At 37.8% G+C, this 17,992-nt stretch carries 10 protein-coding genes; 2 read left to right on the top strand and 8 right to left on the bottom strand.

Features of this window, described 5'->3' with window-relative positions; genetic code table 11:
• Positions 1–38 precede the first annotated feature (38 nt).
• The 8 genes from AACY93_RS02200 to porU all read right to left on the bottom strand — a co-directional run bounded on the left by AACY93_RS02200 (position 39) and on the right by porU (position 14,681).
• On the bottom strand, positions 39–4,079 hold the full coding sequence (locus AACY93_RS02200) for an FG-GAP-like repeat-containing protein (protein WP_287006224.1): 4,041 nt from the start codon (positions 4,077–4,079) through the stop codon (positions 39–41).
• A 146-nt stretch (positions 4,080–4,225) separates the two neighbouring features.
• On the bottom strand, positions 4,226–4,915 hold the full coding sequence (locus tag AACY93_RS02195; RefSeq protein WP_287006222.1) for an SDR family oxidoreductase: 690 nt from the start codon (positions 4,913–4,915) through the stop codon (positions 4,226–4,228).
• Positions 4,905–5,936: a M28 family peptidase gene (locus AACY93_RS02190; RefSeq protein ID WP_287006221.1), complete on the bottom strand. Its 1,032-nt coding sequence runs from the start codon at positions 5,934–5,936 to the stop codon at positions 4,905–4,907. Before AACY93_RS02190 ends, AACY93_RS02195 begins: the two co-directional genes overlap by 11 nt.
• Positions 5,937–6,026: 90 nt before the next feature.
• A complete protein-coding gene (locus AACY93_RS02185) occupies positions 6,027–7,706 on the bottom strand; it encodes a pyruvate dehydrogenase complex dihydrolipoamide acetyltransferase (protein ID WP_286854540.1) in 1,680 nt (559 codons plus the stop codon).
• Between the two features lie 3 nt (positions 7,707–7,709).
• Positions 7,710–8,708: a pyruvate dehydrogenase (acetyl-transferring) E1 component subunit alpha gene (pdhA, locus tag AACY93_RS02180; RefSeq protein WP_286854541.1), complete on the bottom strand. Its 999-nt coding sequence runs from the start codon at positions 8,706–8,708 to the stop codon at positions 7,710–7,712.
• 178 nt (positions 8,709–8,886) lie between these two features.
• Positions 8,887–9,369, bottom strand: coding sequence for a cytidine deaminase (gene cdd, locus AACY93_RS02175; RefSeq protein ID WP_286854542.1), 483 nt, complete (start codon positions 9,367–9,369; stop codon positions 8,887–8,889).
• Between the two features lie 158 nt (positions 9,370–9,527).
• Positions 9,528–10,769 (bottom strand): type IX secretion system outer membrane channel protein PorV, encoded by a 1,242-nt coding sequence (gene porV / locus AACY93_RS02170; protein ID WP_286854543.1) that lies wholly within the window; start codon positions 10,767–10,769, stop codon positions 9,528–9,530.
• Positions 10,770–10,802: 33 nt separating this feature from the next.
• Positions 10,803–14,681 carry a type IX secretion system sortase PorU gene (gene porU / locus AACY93_RS02165; protein WP_286854544.1) on the bottom strand — a complete coding sequence of 1,293 codons (3,879 nt, stop codon included), beginning with the start codon at positions 14,679–14,681 and terminating at the stop codon, positions 10,803–10,805.
• A 263-nt stretch (positions 14,682–14,944) separates the two neighbouring features.
• Between porU and gldJ the strand changes: the two genes are divergently transcribed.
• Positions 14,945–16,636: a gliding motility lipoprotein GldJ gene (gldJ, locus tag AACY93_RS02160; protein WP_286854545.1), complete on the top strand. Its 1,692-nt coding sequence runs from the start codon at positions 14,945–14,947 to the stop codon at positions 16,634–16,636.
• Positions 16,637–16,701: 65 nt separating this feature from the next.
• Positions 16,702–17,976, top strand: coding sequence for a UDP-N-acetylmuramoyl-tripeptide--D-alanyl-D-alanine ligase (gene murF, locus AACY93_RS02155; protein ID WP_287006218.1), 1,275 nt, complete (start codon positions 16,702–16,704; stop codon positions 17,974–17,976).
• The last annotated feature ends 16 nt before the right edge of the window (positions 17,977–17,992 follow it).

Raw genomic sequence — 17,992 nt, 5'->3', positions numbered from 1 at the left:
GTTGCTTAAAGCCTGTTTTATTTAAAGCATGGAAAGGCTTAACTGCCTTTTTTAACCATGATTTTTTTAGTATAACCATTCCATCTTAAAAAGTAAATACCAGATGAAGTACCTGAAGGTATGGTAACTCTACTTGAATTATTTTGGTAATTAAAATCCACTTGGTTGATTTTAATAAGTCTTCCACTTATATCAAACATCTCAAATGTATCAGATGGTTTTACATTCGTAACATGAATATATTCTCCAGAATTTACAGGGTTCGGATAAACATTGGACAATTCATAGTCTTTTATCCCAATAGTATTCGGATAAAAGTATGGCAAGGCAAAATCATAAGCTTCAACGCCAATTTCTTCACCAGCTAAACGTCCTGGAATGTCATCGGCTGGCGGATGGATGCCTCCCCAGATTCTGGACAAACTACATTGGTCTGAAGCATCTCTATAAGTCGCCCATTGTAATACTACATCTACAGAAGGGCCTTCTTCAAACACCAAAAATTCATTTTGTCTGGCATGAAATTCTCCCATACCTCCTGGAAAATACTCGTCGCCTGTAATTAATGTCATGACTTCAGCAGCAGCTCTGGAATAGGTGGAGTGACCAGATACATAACCTGCAAATGGAGGTGTTACAAATGAAGGTCTTTGGTAAGGCCACCAATCTTCAGACAACACCCAACCTACACCTGCTGTGTCTGTGTCTGTATTGTTTACATAGTCATGACCTCTCCAAGTATACAATTTAATTTTGCCTACATGTTGATCTAAAGCACCTGCCAATGGATCTCCAGACTCAACGACCTCAATGTATCCTGGCTGTAAAGGAATCCCTTCTGGATCGTAATTGCTTAAAGACTGATTGGTGCTCTGCCCTTTGGATGCCATATAACGAATGGCCGAAATTGGTCGGATATAATCATACCAACCCTTAATTCCCCAAGCAGTGATAGCCGAATCGTGCATGGCGCCACCAAGTACAAAGTAACTTTTCACATCCCACTCCAAAGGATCCAGTTCTGGACCCTGACCATTGAACCTTTTTTCAAACTGTGGATGATCAGACACATAATTCAAAAGTGTAAACCAGTGTCCTGGTGGTGTTTCAGAGTCTGGACCATCTGCCCAAAACTCTGCAAGAACCCTTGTATAATCTCCCCTAGGAACCATCTGCTGGGCATAAGGCTGCCCTGTAACCGGATTCACGCTTCTTCCTGTACTGATATCTCCTCCATTTAAAACATCGTAAAAACTAGGGTATTGTAAATAACTTGTTGGTAAGGAAGAGGCTGAAATATTACCAATGGAATTAGGGGAAATATCCCACATCACACCATCGGAAGGGTCTAAATGAGAGCCCCAAATAGATACCAACGAGAAATTCCATTTATAAGCGTTGCTCGATTGACTGGTACCTGTATTGTCTAAATAAGGAGGATCTCCTGGATCTTTATAAACCAGATAGTTATGACCATCTCTTTGATGGGTAGTCATATCTGTTGAAGATAAAGCAAATGTATTTACATTTCCCCATTCTGGTCCCAAAAAAGGAATCATGGCTCCATCAATAAGATTTCCACTTTGATCGATATAGGTATCCAAACTTAACGATTGCCATCTGTTTGGAAAAATAATGGTATTATCTTCGTAAGCTGGAGCCAATGGAGGGTTAATGGGTTCGTAATAAGCATTATCATAACCGGAAGCTTCCCTGGAACCATCCGTCAAGCCATAACTGATTATCGTCTGCGCCACATAATTCCCTAAATCGGCTGCATTACCAGACTGATAGTATGTAGAAGTATAATTGATAGGATAATTTAATTCATCCATTAAATAATCGAAACGTTCTTGAGATTCTTGGGCTCCAGGCGAATTGGCAAACCTTTCGCTTAACAGTCTGTACATGGCATAACTAATTGCCTTGTTGTTAGATGCCTGATTTCCTTCGCTTGGAGTAAAGTTATCCAAAACACTTACAAAACCATGAACCTGGTTCCCCATTAAATAAGGTACTGCAGTAGGATCGTAAATAGCCCAAATATCATACATGGCCACACTGGAATGAAACAAATTCCTAGCATGTACTGTTGGTCTGGCAAAATCATTTCTAATTGCGTCCAAGAGTGCTTCATTCCATAATCTTGCAACAGATATATGGTCTTCGGTTTGATTTAAATCCAGATCTACAGCTAAGGTTACCAATGGACTATAACAAGTGCCATCGTTCTCTATAACCGAAACCGTTCCAGCAGTATTTATACCCCATCTTACGGTAATCTGTCCTGTTCCCTGACCAGAAACCAACTCGCCACCAGAGACCTCCCAAAAAGTTGATGAACCAGATGTAGTTGGATAACTGTAAATGGCTTCCCTTAAAAATCCTGAAAACGTTGGACCAGAGATCACGCCAGACGGTAAATAGGTACAGGAATTATCATTCACGGTTGCCGATGGGTTATAAGAGCAGGATTGTGGATCCGTACAACCATATATTTTAACACTAGGTGATACTGAAAGTGTGGCCAAACCAACACCTTCTGTTGCCTTTACGTGGGTATCGGCTGTAATGTTGTGATAGGTCTCCACCAAGCCCGATGGCCATTTTATGGTTAAATCTGTTACAGTGGTTTCAGCATTTAAGCCAAACACCACGGGTTTGATACTTTGTCCCAAAAACCCGACACCATTAAAATATTTCTTGAAAGTTCCACTATTGGTTACAATGGTCAACTCGGTACCAATGGCACTTCTGTTTGAAGTAACCCCTTCTAAAGACACTTTTAAATAATGGATGGCATTGGGCTGATCAAAACTAAGGGTCTTGTTTTCATATAAATAGGAATGGGCATCTGTATTTGTTAAAAACAAATCCAAATCGCCATCATTATCATAATCAAAATCCAAAGCTTCATGACTTATGGTTAAATCGTGTAAATTGGCAGCAATGGTTTCATCTGAAAAATTGTTCAATCCTTCAACATAATTATTTTTAAAATACTTATTGTATTCTGCGCCTCTATTTTCAAACAGGTAACCATTTGCTATAAACAAATCATCATCGCCATCCAAATCCAAATCGGCAAACTTGGCTCCCCAAGCCCAACCAGCTCCAACAAGATTATTAACCACTGAGTTTTCAAAAAAAGTATTGTCGCCATTATTGGTATACAATACTTGTTCATCCACTCCTGTGTTATAAATATCAAAAGCGCCATCGTTATTATAGTCTGCAATAGTGATACCCATATCATCTATATGCGTTGTAAAACCATAGGCCGTAGCTTGCTCAGAAAAACCTGTTCCACCTTGATTGATATACAAATAGTTTCTTTGGGCAAAATCATTGGCAACATAAAGGTCCATAAACCCATCACTGTTGAAGTCGAATGGAGTTGCTGTAAAACTGTTATGAGGCCAAGATTCATCCATTCCCATACTTACGGTAACATCGGTAAAGGTACCGTCTCCGTTGTTTTGATACAATAAGTTTGAAGCACATGCGCCCCAATCACAGATATATATATCTAAAAATCCATCGTTATTGAAGTCAAACCAGGTAGCACCAGAAAATTGGCATGAATTTGCAACATTGAAACCAGCTGTTGCCGTTACATTTTGAAACGTGCCATCACCTTGATTTCTGTATAGTAGTACATTGAAGGTATTGGTAAAAAACAAATCAGGAAAGCCATCATTGTCATAATCTCCCCAATAAGCACCAATTTTAAAACCATCGAAAACATAAAACTCGCCATCCAGGCTATAATCCTGAATCAACAAGTTTGTCAATCCAGAGGCTACAGTTACATCTGTAAAAGAACCGTCGTCATTGTTCCGGAAAAGCCTACTATGGGTTCTTTCTATCCCATTCCTGTCTATGGACTTGGCAACAACAAATAAATCCATGACATGATCGCCATTATAATCTGCAACAGCAACGCCATTATTCTGCTCCAAAATTCCAAGACCGGAAATGGCCTCTGCCCTTTCAAAAACCTGGGCAGTTAATTGAAACGAAAAACATGTAAAAATAAGAATGCTATTAATTAGTTTTAAATGTAATTTTGTTTTCATCTTGTTTTATTTTAACATAAATGAATACATAATTACTTACTCTAAAAAATATAATCTATCAAATGCGAAATATAATCTTTTAACTGTGTTTTAACATTATTTTTCCTTAAACAAAACTGCTTATAATCACTTCGTTTTTAAAGAGTTCAAGGAGTTGAATTTGAAACTTGAAGCAGCTTTCCATTATAATATTTTTGTCCGTTCAATGAGAAATCAAAAATATATTTGGCCATATCCAGAGCTGTTATTGGAGCTTGATATCCTGGAAAGGCTTCTTCCAACATTTCTGTTTGTACTGCTCCCAAGGCCAACACGTTAAAACGGGGTCCTGTTTCTTTGTATTCTTCGGCCAATAATTCGGTTAAGGTTATAACAGCCCCTTTACTGGAAGAATAGGCCGAAAGTCCCGGAAATTTCATACTTCCCTGTACACCTCCCATGGAACTTATGCTTACCACATGACTTTCTTTGTTGGTAAATGGCAGGATGGTCCTGATCATTTCAGAAACCCCAAACACATTTGTTTGATATACTTGCTGAAATTCCTGAAATGTGGTTTCTTTAAAAGGTTTATTCAGTAAAGCACCAGCATTGTTTATCAACACATCTACCTGCTGCTTCCATTCTTTACGAATAAATGCATCCACTTCACTATAAGCTTCAGGATCAGATAAATCGAAAGAAAACGTGGTAACGTTTTGTAATTGAAGTTTTGATATGGGTTGATGATTCCTGGACAAAGCCAAAACACGATGTCCTTGGGCTGCAAATAGCTGTACCAATTCGTAACCAATCCCTCTGCTTGTGCCTGTAATAATAATGTGTTTACTCTTCATATAATACAATTTCTTTGGTTGGAGTTAGACTCATTTTTTCAATAACAGGAATCATGCTGTTTATTAATGATGACATATGCTGATAGTCCAGTTGATCGGCTTCATCATCCACATGGTGGTAATAATCATAATTGGACAAATCACAAGAGGCAATGGTCTGACATGGCAATTTAAAGGCCTCGTAAAATGGGTGATTGTCGGAAGCTTTGAACAACTGATATTGCTTAGCTATTTCCGATAATCCCACCAAGTTGCTTCCTGCGTATTCATTGATTTTTGCTGCCATATTGGATAAATCGTAACCCGTTACAAAAGCCACATAATCCCTATCCGTAAAAGGAACACCAATCATTTCAAAGTTTAACATGGTGTACAAATCAATACCTTCGGTTTTTAATTTCCCTGCCAAATGTTTAGAACCCAACAAACCCATTTCTTCAGCAGAAAAAAGCACAAACATCAAGCTTCTTCCATGAGATTTTTTCTTTGAAAAATATGTTGCCATTGCCAAAACAGCACTGGTTCCGGCAGCATTGTCGTTTGCCCCATTGGCTATGGAATCGTTTTCAACAACTTTTCCATACCCAATATGATCGTAATGTGCACCTATGATGATAACTTCCTCTTTAAGCAAGGCATCCTGACCTTCCAAAAAACCTACAATATTATAAGCATGCTTATCGCCTACCAAAAACGAATCCCTATAGGTTTCAAAATATGGCTTCAACCGGTTGGCCTTAAATGTATTTTCAATAAAAGCAGCAGCCTGCTCAATTCCTTTAGTTCCCGTTCCCCTTCCTTTCAATTCATCGGAAGCTAAAAAACCAACTGTTTCTTTAAGTTCTGAACTTGAAATTAAAGGGATGTCTACTGTTTCGGCAGACGATGTCATGATCACATCGTTTTTTGAAGGTTCTGGAATAATGTTCTCCTTAGGATTGTCGTTGTTCATAACCACAGTCGTGGAATTACAACCAAGCAACAGCAATGTGATACTGATAAGAAATAAAAAATGTTTCATAGGTTTAGCGTATTTTGTTTAAAGATAAAAAAACCTGTTCCAATTAAAATGAAACAGGTTTTTTTATTAGGGTATTCCTGCTGAAAATGTTTATACCAGCATGGTCACAGGATTTTCAATATATCCTTTTAGAGTGAGCAAAAACTCCGATCCCGTAGCACCATCAACAGTTCTATGGTCACAAGCCATGGTAAGTTTCATGGTGTGCCCAACAACTATTTGTCCGTTTTTAACCACAGGTTTTTCTATAATGGCTCCAACGGATAGTATGGCCGAATTTGGCTGGTTGATGATAGACGTAAAACTCTCTATCCCAAACATTCCCAAATTGGAAATGGTAAACGTACTGCCTTCCATCTCTTGTGGTGTCAACTTTTTGTTTCTGGCTTTTACAGCAAAATCCTTAACGGCTGCTCCAATCTGTGTCAGACTTTGCTCATTGGCAAATTTCACTACTGGTACCACCAACCCATCTGGAACAGCAACTGCCACACCTATATGTACATGGTTGTTTAATTGCATTTTATCATCAAACCATTGTGAATTTACTTGTGGATGCTTTTTCAAAGCCAAGGCACAGGCCTTAACTATCATGTCGTTATAGGATATTTTGGTGTCTGGTAACGAATTGTATTGCTCACGGAACGCTATGGCATGTTCCATATTAAACTCCACATTTAAGTAATAATGTGGTGCCGTAAATTTGGATTCAGCCAATCGTTTGGCAATCACTTTACGCATTTGCGAGTGTTTAACCTCATCAAAATCTTCCTGTCCTGTTGGTACAAATTTCCCAACCGAAGCTGAAGCAGCAGGTGTAAAGTTCTCGATATCTCGTTTAATGATTCTGCCATTTTCGCCAGACCCTTTTACTTGTTGAATATTTATCCCTTTTTCATCTGCCATTTTTTTGGCCAAAGGTGAAATAAAAATTCTACTTGAATCTGAACTTGACGTTGATGAAGAACTTGATCCGGAACCTGAAGTGGCACTTGTTTGTTTAGGTGCCTCCTGAGGTGCATTTTCTTTTGTCTTGGAAGCTGTATCTGCTCCTGTTGTTTCGCTTTTGGTGGAAGCTCCTTCGGCTTTAAAGTTTTTGGCAATTGCAGAAACATCTGTGCCTTCTGGACCTATAATGGCCAAAAGTGCATCAACTTTGGCAGATTCACCTTCCTCTAAACCAACATGTAATAAGGTTCCTGCTTGGAAACTTTCAAATTCCATGGTTGCCTTATCTGTTTCAATTTCGGCTAAAATATCGCCTTCAGATACCTGATCGCCTACTTTTTTTAGCCAAGTTGCAACGGTTCCTTCTTCCATGGTATCACTTAATCGCGGCATGGTCACTACAGTAACCCCTTCTGGGAGTTCGGTTGTGTTATTGGAATCGTTGTGGGATGCTTCGTCTTCGCTCTGTGCAACTTTATCATCTTTGGATTTTTCATCTTCCTTTGATTGGTCCGATGTTTTATCCTCTTTGGAATTTGAAGCTAGCGTTTTGGAATTTGAAATTAAATCTGAGATATCTTCTCCTTCCTCGCCAATAATGGCCAACAATTCGTCAACTTTTGTGGTTTCCCCTTCTTGAACACCTATGTGTAACAAGGTCCCTTGATGAAAGGACTCAAACTCCATGGTGGCTTTATCTGTTTCAATTTCGGCAAGGATATCGCCTTCCTCTACTTTATCTCCAACCTTTTTCAACCATGTAGCCACAGTGCCCTCTTCCATGGTATCGCTTAAACGAGGCATGTTTATAATTTCTGCCATAGCTTATAATTTGTGTTGTATAAATGGATAATCTTTTTGTTCGTAAACAGCATCGTACATCACATTTATTTCTGGATAAGGGGATTCTTCGGCAAACTTTTCACATTCGTTTACCAAATCCTTCACTCGCTTATCAATTTTCTTTAGTTCGGCTTCCGTAGCATATTTCTTTTCAAGAATAACATCCTTTACTTGGGTAATTGGGTCTATTTTCTTGTACTCCTCTACTTCTTCCTTTGTTCTGTAATGCTGTGCATCACTCATTGAGTGACCTCTATATCTGTATGTTTTTAGTTCTAGGAATGTTGGGCCATCACCTCTTCTGGCTCTTTGTATGGCTTCATCAAAAGCTTCGGCCACTTTCACAGGGTTCATGCCATCAACAGGTCCACAAGGCATATCGTAGCCCAAACCTAACTTCCAAATATCTGTATGGTTGGCTGTACGTTCTACCGATGTTCCCATGGCGTACCCATTGTTTTCACAAACAAAAACTACTGGAAGTTTCCATAGCATGGCCATGTTAAATGTTTCATGAAGCGAACCTTGTCTGGCTGCTCCATCACCAAAGCAGCAAAGGGTTACGGCATCAATATTGTGGTATTTATCTCCAAATGCAATACCTGCCCCTAATGGAATTTGACCTCCAACAATACCATGTCCTCCATAAAAACGGTACTCCTTTGAGAAAATGTGCATGGATCCTCCAAGTCCTTGGGATGTTCCTGTGGCTTTCCCATACAATTCTGCCATAACACGCTTAGGGTCTTCTCCCATTCCTATAGGTTGCACGTGGTTACGGTAAGCCGTGATCATTTTGTCCTTGGTTAAATCCATGGCATGTAATGCTCCAGCCAATACAGCTTCTTGACCATTATATAAGTGAAGAAATCCTCTTACTTTTTGTTGAATGTAAACAGCAGCAAGTTTGTCTTCAAACTTTCTCCAAAACAACATGTCTTCATACCATTTAAGGTACACTTCTTTGGTTATTTTTTGCATTTAAGTAAATATTAAAAAAATAATTTCTGTAAAGCCTTTTGCAAGGCTAAAGAATAAAAATACCTCTTTTGAAAAAAAGAGTTAAACAATTAACAAAAGTAACACTTTAGTCACTAATGAAAAAACTGTAAATCGTAAAATTTTTATAGAAGTGTTCAATAAATAGGTATTGGGCTGTTTACAACACCGATTTATCAAAAACCAAAGGCAGTAAATTAGCTAAGGAATGCGACTTGACCACCTTTCCGGTTTCTCCCATAAAATAAATTTCTATGGGTGCATCCTGTTTTACTTCATATTCTGCAATGGCTTGCCTACAAGCTCCACAGGGAGGTATTGGCGTAATGGTTTGATGGATTCTGGAACCTGCTATAATGGCCATTTTTAAAATTTTAACCTCTGGATATTGGGAACCTGCATAAAATATGGCTGTACGTTCGGCACACAGGCCAGAAGGATAAGATGCGTTTTCTTGATTGGAACCTAAAACAATTTGCTTGTTTTCCAATAAAATGGCTGCTCCTACACTAAATTTGGAATATGGGGAATACGAATTTTTTCTCGCTATGGCAGCTTGATCCATTAATTCTATGATATCTGTTGGCAATTCGTCTATGTGATCGTAAACGGTTAACGTCGATTCAATTTTTATGTCTTTCATGGTGTTTGAAATATACTTAAAGATAACAATCCTATTTCAGACAAAAAAACTATTGCTTTTGGCAATAGTTTTTTTGTCATTCTGAGCAAAGCGAAGAATCTTATTATAATTAGTTATGAATGAAGTCTTCATTTGCAAGTTTTTTGTAAATGTACCTATTAATATTCTGAATAAGCTTCTCTATCAATATTAAAGGTTAAGGAAAAACGCAAGGTGTTTTCCAATGGGCTAGGTACTTTGGATGCTGAAAATAAATAGGACAAATCAATTCCTATCACATTGTATTTAAATCCAGCTCCAATGGCAAAAAACTGTCTGGCCCCTTTATCTGGACTCTCATGAAAATATCCTGCTCTAAAAGCAAAGGAGTCTTGGTAGTAATATTCGGCTCCTAAGGCCCAAGTCCATTCCTGCATTTCTTCGCTGAAACCTCCTGGTGCATCACCAAAGGATTGGAACATGCCTTTTAAAAAGCTTACATCGTCATCTTTCCCTTCTATAATATAATTGGGCTCGTAACTGATTTCATTATCTATGGATGGATCATATTCTCCATTATCATCTACATCTTCATATACACGTCTTTCCCCTCTAATTGGCGGTGTAGGCACCAATAGTTTTGTTACCTCTCCCGTTAGGGATATTTTGTTGAAATCGTCCAAAATAAAGTCGAACCCTCCTCCTAAACGCAAAGTCGTAGGTTGGAAGTTTTCCTGACCTCCTGCATCATACTTAAATTTAGGCCCTATATTTTGAATGGCAAAACCTAACCTGGTACGGCCATTAAAACTATTGTAAGCCTCCTCTTCACTTTGGTAGTACCCAGAAATGTCCACACCAAAGGTACTTGCTGCCTTGGCATCTTGCGTGTCATCTATTTTTAAATCGGAATTTAAATAACGCATGTTTACTGCCATGGCAAATTGGTCGCTCAACCTTAGCGCATAAGAGACATCCAAAGTAAATTCATTTGGTTTTTTAATTAATTCTTCTGAAAATTCATCTTCAACAAATTCAATCTCACCCAAAGAAAAATATTTAAAACTGGCTCCAAAAGCACTTCGTTCGTTCAATCTATTGAAATAGGTAAGGTTTCCTAAAAAAATATCATTTACCAATTTACTTAAATAGGGCGTGTAACTAATAGCAACACCTTGCTTGGTTTCAGAGAAGGCATATTTAGAGGCATTCCACTGCTGTGAAAACCCATCCACAGAGGTAGCGACCCCCATATCTCCCATAGATGCCGAACGCGCATCTGGAGCAATCAATAAAAAAGGAACACCTGTGGTAATGACTCTGGAATCATAAGGATCTGGGGTTATTTCTTCAACAATATTCTGGGCTTGTATTTGAGTAGCAAAAAAGAATGCTGATAGGATTAAAAAAGATTTCTTCATGAATGTTGTTTATTTAGCAAATATAAATTTTTATTATAGTATAACAAGTTTCTCTATTTTTTCTACGGTTTTGTTCAAGGCTGCCGAATGTACTGTAAGTTTGTAAATATATACGCCTTTACCTATTTTATCTCCAAAATCGTCCCTCCCATCCCAAATAATCTCACGGGACAACGAAGAAGCTCCATTATCACAGCATTCACCCGTATTGGTTTGCCCACTTAAAGTTCTAACCAGTTTTCCTGTAACGGTAAATACCTGCACTAAAACGTCTAAAGACTCCGAACTATTGTGATTAAACCAAAATTCGGTGTAATTAACAAAGGGATTTGGATAATTTAAAACATTTTCGATGATCAACTGCTGATTCTCGTCATAAACCACAAATTGAATTTCTGTGGTGGAAGAATTATTGTAAACATCCCATGCTTTAATGGTCATGGTATGCAAACCTGGCTCTAAATCCCTTAAAGGATAATTTACAACGCCTCGTTGGTAATCGTCCAGTTCTGTTTGGTAATAATCGTTTAAGATAAATGGATTTGCTTCATCTCCATCTAAAATCCCAACAATATCATGTCCTATGCCACTAGCGGTATTGATCCCATTTTCATCTTCCAATTTAACCAATAAATTAGGGGAACTGTTTGTAATTCCTCCAGACACAAAACTTTCGTCATTCATATAGGCAGCAATAACAGGTCCTATATTGTCTTCTGGTGCGTTTGGGTTAAGCCCTCCTATTTGCACTTGATTGACACTTGCCCCAGCTTGGTCTTCCAATGCACCATCTTTTTTTGCATAAAAACTCACCTTGCCATAACCTACAGGAATACCTATATCTCTTGGAACAACAAATTCAATGTCGAATTGACCGTTTGTTACAGTTGATTGCCCTCTAAAAATAATAGGCCCTAAGGTTTCAAAATCCATAATAATCAATTGTCCCCCATCCCTAACACCATCATTCCCCAAAGTCTGTCTTTGAATATTTTTATCGTATATCGTGGTTGATAACACCCCATTGTAATTTGTAAGGGTGTTTCCAGACAAATCCACAACTTCACCGGATAACTTCACCCGACTTAAAGCCTGTAAAACATCTGTAGTTCCTGAAATTGGGGCATCGTTTATTTTTGTTAATACAATATTAGGTTGTGGAAAAGCCAGTTTCATGGCTGGATCTCCTATAAAAAACACCAAGCGCCTTTGCAAGGTGCTGGAAATAGCAGGATCTATTTTGGTAAGCCTTAAAGATTCTGCCATACTAGGGTACTCATGATCCGGATAGCTATCATTATCGCTATAAGAAAACAAATACTCTTCCAAAACTGTATTGAATGCGACACCAACCTGTACAAATATTTGTCTGGTTGTGGTAATTAAGCCAATGGCTCCCCCATCTTTATTCCAGTAGGTATACTCTCCTGCTGTGGGACGTAAGGGGTTGTCAAATTTGGTAAACTCACAGGTTACTGTTACAAAGCAATTAAGTTTGCACACATTATTTAGTTCTTGTGCATCAGGTTTGGTAAAAACACGCTCGTGAGCCAAACCATCTTCTCCTCCATGACCAAAATAATTCACAACCAAAGCACCTGTCTCGAGAGCATTCTTAATGGCCACGTTAACTGCAGGATACCTATCGCCTCCAGCAGACGATTCTTGCTGAAAAGCATCTAAATGTATTTTGGTAACATTAATGAAGGGTTTTTCAGCAGTTACCTCATCCCCAATTTCATCAGTGGTTTCTTCAAGTATCTCTTCCCATGCTTCATTGACATCATCTGAAATAACCACAAAATTATTTCTCCAACTTCCAAAAGAGGCCTCTATGTAATACCTTTCAATTTTATCAACCAATTCTGTGGCACTTTGATAGTTTTCTGCCAAGATCCTACCCACTGCTATATCCAATTTATCTGAAATGGACATGTCTCCTTCATTAAAATCCATCATACCGTAAAAATCGTCAGAAATAAACGAATTGGTTAAATTGAAACTGTTATATGCATGCCAAGAAGGTACTAAATTGGTGTTGTTGGGAATTCGGTCTTTATAATCGAAGGAGCCATCACCAAACAAACACAGGTATTTTAAACGTTTATCCGGGGAGCTGGCATTGTCATACACATATTTTACCAAATTCCTTATGGCTCCAATATCTGGATTGCTGGTACTAAACTCTGCATAAATTTCATTTAAGGTAAGCACTTTTACATTCAAATTGTTGTTAACCCTATTAATTTGTGCCAGTCTTTCTGCTTGCCCTTTCAAACTTGTTGGTGTAACAATGATATAATCGATATCTATGGTTTCCCCTTGTGCATTTTTAAAGATGTTACCTTTGATATTTTGATTGTACACCGTAGAGTTAGCTGCTAAAATGGGTTCATAATAATTTAAAGGGGTTACTAAAGCATAAGATTTTAAAGTCCCTAAAGAAGAGGTAAAACTTAAACTTGGACTGTTGTCCGTATTTACCAAATTTGTAACATTATAAATGTCCGTAACATTCCAAATCTCATGAACTTGAGATGTATTGGTAACAGTATACTGCCCTATTCCAGACATTTGGGTTACTGCCTTGTTTTTAAAGGTAAATTGTTGCCCTGAAAATTTCAAAGCCCTGGTTGCTTCAAGCGATACGTAATCCACATATGCCAAGGCCGAAGGGTTTGAGCCTCTATCGTATATTAAAGACACAGAGATATTTGATGAATTAACAGAAACATTATTATTAAAACTAGCTTCCGTTGCCAGGTTGGAGTCTGTAATTGCCAACAAGGGTAAAGTGGTAATGTTATCATTGTTCACCTTAACAGTCATGGAAGTTGGGGTTTCTGATGTACCAGCAACAAAAACTTTTAAATTCACTGGCTCTGTGGTTACCAAATCCGGAAAACTAAAATCGAAGGTTTTAACATCCTCCACATCAAATTTATCTCCAAACCAACGTCTTCCAACGCTCACTAAGTTGTATTCGTCCAATTCATGGTATCTATAATCCTGAAACGTATTAATATCCAAATCTATTGGTCCCGTTGGCTGCATAAAAGGCTGGATGCGTTTGCCGTTTCCGGGACTTACATTTATATAATAATAGGTTTTATCTGTATAACAATTAATATGTGTATTGCTTTCCTCATTGAATTCATGAGGCCCTTGTGCATAAAACAGGATATAATCGCTGTCATGAAACACGCCATCGCTTTCTCCTATAATTCTTATGGCATTTTCATTGATATCAATGGGATAGGGCTCCGAGTTGGCATAAGGAATCATATTCCCACCATTACCATAAAGCTTTAAAGTCCTTGGATCGATATTATCTACAGGGATCCCCATTTGAGACAAGAAATTTTTACTTATTTTATGTACTCCTGTTTTGTCCACATAAAACTTGTACCATTGCCCACTACTCAAAACAGAATTTGTGATGGCTCGTTGTTGTCCGCGTCTATTTGTAATCAATCTACCATTGGAATAGCTCACCGTAAAAGAGGTTACTTTTTTAAAACTCCCATTGGCTTCCTTAATTATTGGGGACATCACAAAATAAGCGTACATATCGTCCCTGGCCATAGAGGTTTTCAAACTGTAGGTCAATCTGGAAGGAATGGTTTCAATAGCCAACTGCTTCAAATCCCTTCTTGACATGGTAGCAAAAGTAACATTTTCAACACGTACCGAAGAAGGATCTACGGCTTGGCTAACCTGCCACTGCGATACAAACTGTAACCCATCGGAATCACTATAATTAAAATTGGCTTCATTAAAAGAAGGCACTGTTACAGAATAAGTGTCTGCAGTCAAAATCTTATCTCCTTTCCAAACAATCTGAAATTGCTTTTGTTGGGAATGGATAGCTAAGCTTGCAAAAAAGGTTAGGAATAAAAATGTCTTTTTCATTGATTAAATAACGTGAATAATTGATTGTTAGTATGACAAAGCAAACAATTTTAACAAACGTTTCAAAATTACAATAATAATTTATAAAAATACACGTTATTTAAACACAAATTAACGGTATAAAACGCAAAAAACATCGTTATAACGCTCAATAAATAGGATGAAATACATAAATTTTTAATCAAATTTTACATTTTATCTTGTATTATTACCGATATTTCTTATATTGCGTCACCAAAAATATTATAAGCTTACTTAAAAGTATGGATATGAAAAAAGTAATGGCATTCAAGATTTTGTTGTTAGTAACAATATCTTTAACTACGATTGGTTGTAAAAGATCATCGAGCTCTAACAGCTCCAGAGCTACTGGTTGGGACATAAACTCCAGAGATGGTGGATTCCAATACAACACACAATTTAAAGAACAAGAAACAGCTCCTGGATTGGTGTTTGTGGAAGGTGGTACGTTTACCATGGGTCGCGTTCAGGACGATGTAATGCACGACTGGAACAACACGCCTACACAACAACATGTTCAATCGTTTTATATGGACGAAACGGAGGTGACCAATAAAATGTACATGGAGTACTTAGATTGGTTAAAGAGAATATATCCGCCATCTGAAGAAAATTATAGAGCCATCTACATTGGTGCCTTGCCAGATACCTTGGTTTGGAGAAACCGTTTGGGCTATAACGAAGTCATGACAGAAAATTATTTACGTCATCCAGGCTATGGCGAATATCCTGTTGTAGGTGTAAGCTGGATTCAAGCTGTTGAGTTTGCTAATTGGAGAACAGATCGTGTTAATGAAATGTATTTGGAAGAAGCTGGATATATTACTAGGGATGCTAAAATAGCTAGTGTAGAAGCTGGACAAACATTCAACACAGATACTTATATTAATGCACCAACACAAGTTTATGGTGGTAACGACAGTATTACAAGTCCTCAAAATACTAGAAGAAGAGTTCAAACTACTGCTAGTGGAGATACCATTAATGTTTATGCTGGAAGAGAAACAGGTATCATTTCTCCAAGTTACAGACTTCCTACTGAAGCCGAATGGGAATATGCAGCCTTAGGCTTAACAGAGTTACGTAGTTACAACATTTACAGAGGTAGAAAAAAATACCCTTGGGATGGACAATACACACGTTCTGGAAAACGTAAGGTAAGAGGCGATCAATTGGCCAACTTTAAACAAGGTAAAGGTGATTACGGTGGAATTGCTGGCTGGTCTGATGATGGTGCAGATATCACCAACCAAGTAAAACAATACGAACCAAACGATTTTGGACTTTACGATATGGCTGGAAACGTGGCCGAATGGGTTGCTGATGTTTACAGACCTATTGTGGACGATGAATTCAACGACTTTAACTACTATCGTGGTAACGTATATACCAAAAATGCCATTAGCGAAGATGGAACGGTTAAAATTGTAACAACAGACGAAATTGTATTCGATACCTTACCTAACGGAAAAGTAATTGCAAGGGATTTACCTGGAGAAATTGCGCAAGTGCCTGTGGATGAAGATGAAACCTATTTAAGACAAAACTTCGACAGAAGCGATAACAGAAACTTTAGGGATGGAGACAAACAATCATCACGTCAATACAGAGAAAGCTTTAGTGAAGAAGATGGGGTTACTACCGAAACTTCCATGACAAGTAAAATGTACAACTCCCCGAAACACAATATTGATGTAGATGATTCTACAGGTGCCTTAATCAGGGAATATGATAAATCAAACAAAAGAACCTCATTAATCAACGACGAAGTTCGTGTGTACAAAGGTGGTTCTTGGAAAGACAGGGAATACTGGTTAGATCCAGCGCAAAGACGTTACTTCCCACAAACTATGGCTACAGATTACATTGGCTTTAGATGTGCCATGTCTCGTGTAGGTTCTAAATCCAAAAACAAGAACAAAACTAAAAACTAAGAATTTTCATAACTTTTAAAAAAGTCCTAACAAATTGTTAGGGCTTTTTTTTATACTTTTATTTCATGAACATAGAACAACTCCATACGCTTTTTTTAAAGCATCCATCTGTTTCCACAGACACCAGAAAAATTGTCAAAAACGATTTGTATTTTGCCCTTAAAGGCGACAACTTTAATGGCAATGCCTTTACCCAGCAAGCCTTGGACAAAGGCGCTTCCTTTTGCATTATTGACGACAACACCTATGCCTTAAACAAACAATGTATTTTGGTGACCGATGTTCTAAAAACACTTCAGGAATTGGCGCATGTTCACAGAAAATATCTAAACTTGCCAATTATTGCCCTAACCGGAAGCAATGGCAAAACAACCACCAAAGAATTAATACACGCTGTACTCTCCCAAAAATATAAAACCTCAGCAACTGTTGGCAATCTTAACAACCATATTGGCGTGCCTTTAACCCTTTTAAAAATGACCAAAAACACAGATATTGGAATTGTTGAAATGGGAGCCAACCACAAAAAGGAAATAGCGTTTCTTTCCAACATTACACATCCCGATTATGGGTTGATCACCAATTTTGGAAAGGCACACCTGGAAGGCTTTGGAAGCATAGAAGGTGTCATTGAAGGAAAATCGGAACTCTACAAACATTTAATTGCCCATAACAAAACCATTTTTGTAAACTCCAATGACCCCATTCAATTGGAAAAAAGCAAAGAAGCCAAAACCATCAGGTTCGGGTCCAGAAAAACAGATGATTATGAAATTTATTTTAATAGTGCCCAACCAAATGTAACTGTTACTTTTAATAATGTTGAAATTAACAGTCAGCTTATTGGCGAATACAATTTCAACAATATCGCTGTGGCCATTGCCATAGGTGCTTATTTTAAAGTAGATGAAAAACAAATAAAAGAAGCGATTGAGAATTATGTGCCAAACAACAACCGATCTCAAATTATCGAAAAAGGGACAACCAAAATAATCCTGGACGCCTACAATGCCAATCCCTCAAGCATGACAGTGGCTTTACAAAATTTTGGGAAATTGGAAGCTACAAACAAAATAGCCATTCTTGGAGATATGTTCGAGTTGGGACAAGATGCCAATAAAGAACATACAGACCTGGCAGCATTGGCAAATTCCTTAAAATTATCGCAAGTGGTTTTTATTGGCGAAAATTTCCACAAAGCCCTTTCAGGCTCTAACCTAACCTATAAAACCTTTGACGATTTTAAAACTGCATATCATTTAAAAACCTTGGAAAATGCCACAGTATTGATTAAAGGTTCCAGAGGCATGGCTTTGGAACGTATCTTAGAGTTATTATAAATTAAAACCAAAATAA

The sequence above is a fragment of the uncultured Xanthomarina sp. genome (assembly GCF_963971605.1).
Lineage (GTDB): Bacteria > Bacteroidota > Bacteroidia > Flavobacteriales > Flavobacteriaceae > Xanthomarina > Xanthomarina gelatinilytica.
Note: the sequence above shows the minus strand (reverse complement) of the source record. Positions and strands in the feature narration are given on the sequence as shown.

Bases quoted from the DNA above. Each gene is read 5' to 3' on its own strand.
- murF (WP_287006218.1), top strand. From the start codon at position 16,702: ATGAACATAGAACAACTCCATACGCTTTTTTTAAAGCATCCATCTGTT.
- gldJ (WP_286854545.1), top strand. From the start codon at position 14,945: ATGGATATGAAAAAAGTAATGGCATTCAAGATTTTGTTGTTAGTAACA.
- porV (WP_286854543.1), bottom strand. From the start codon at position 10,769: ATGAAGAAATCTTTTTTAATCCTATCAGCATTCTTTTTTGCTACTCAA.
- porU (WP_286854544.1), bottom strand. From the start codon at position 14,681: ATGAAAAAGACATTTTTATTCCTAACCTTTTTTGCAAGCTTAGCTATC.
- AACY93_RS02195 (WP_287006222.1), bottom strand. From the start codon at position 4,915: ATGAAGAGTAAACACATTATTATTACAGGCACAAGCAGAGGGATTGGT.
- AACY93_RS02200 (WP_287006224.1), bottom strand. From the start codon at position 4,079: ATGAAAACAAAATTACATTTAAAACTAATTAATAGCATTCTTATTTTT.
- AACY93_RS02185 (WP_286854540.1), bottom strand. From the start codon at position 7,706: ATGGCAGAAATTATAAACATGCCTCGTTTAAGCGATACCATGGAAGAG.
- AACY93_RS02190 (WP_287006221.1), bottom strand. From the start codon at position 5,936: ATGAAACATTTTTTATTTCTTATCAGTATCACATTGCTGTTGCTTGGT.
- pdhA (WP_286854541.1), bottom strand. From the start codon at position 8,708: ATGCAAAAAATAACCAAAGAAGTGTACCTTAAATGGTATGAAGACATG.
- cdd (WP_286854542.1), bottom strand. From the start codon at position 9,369: ATGAAAGACATAAAAATTGAATCGACGTTAACCGTTTACGATCACATA.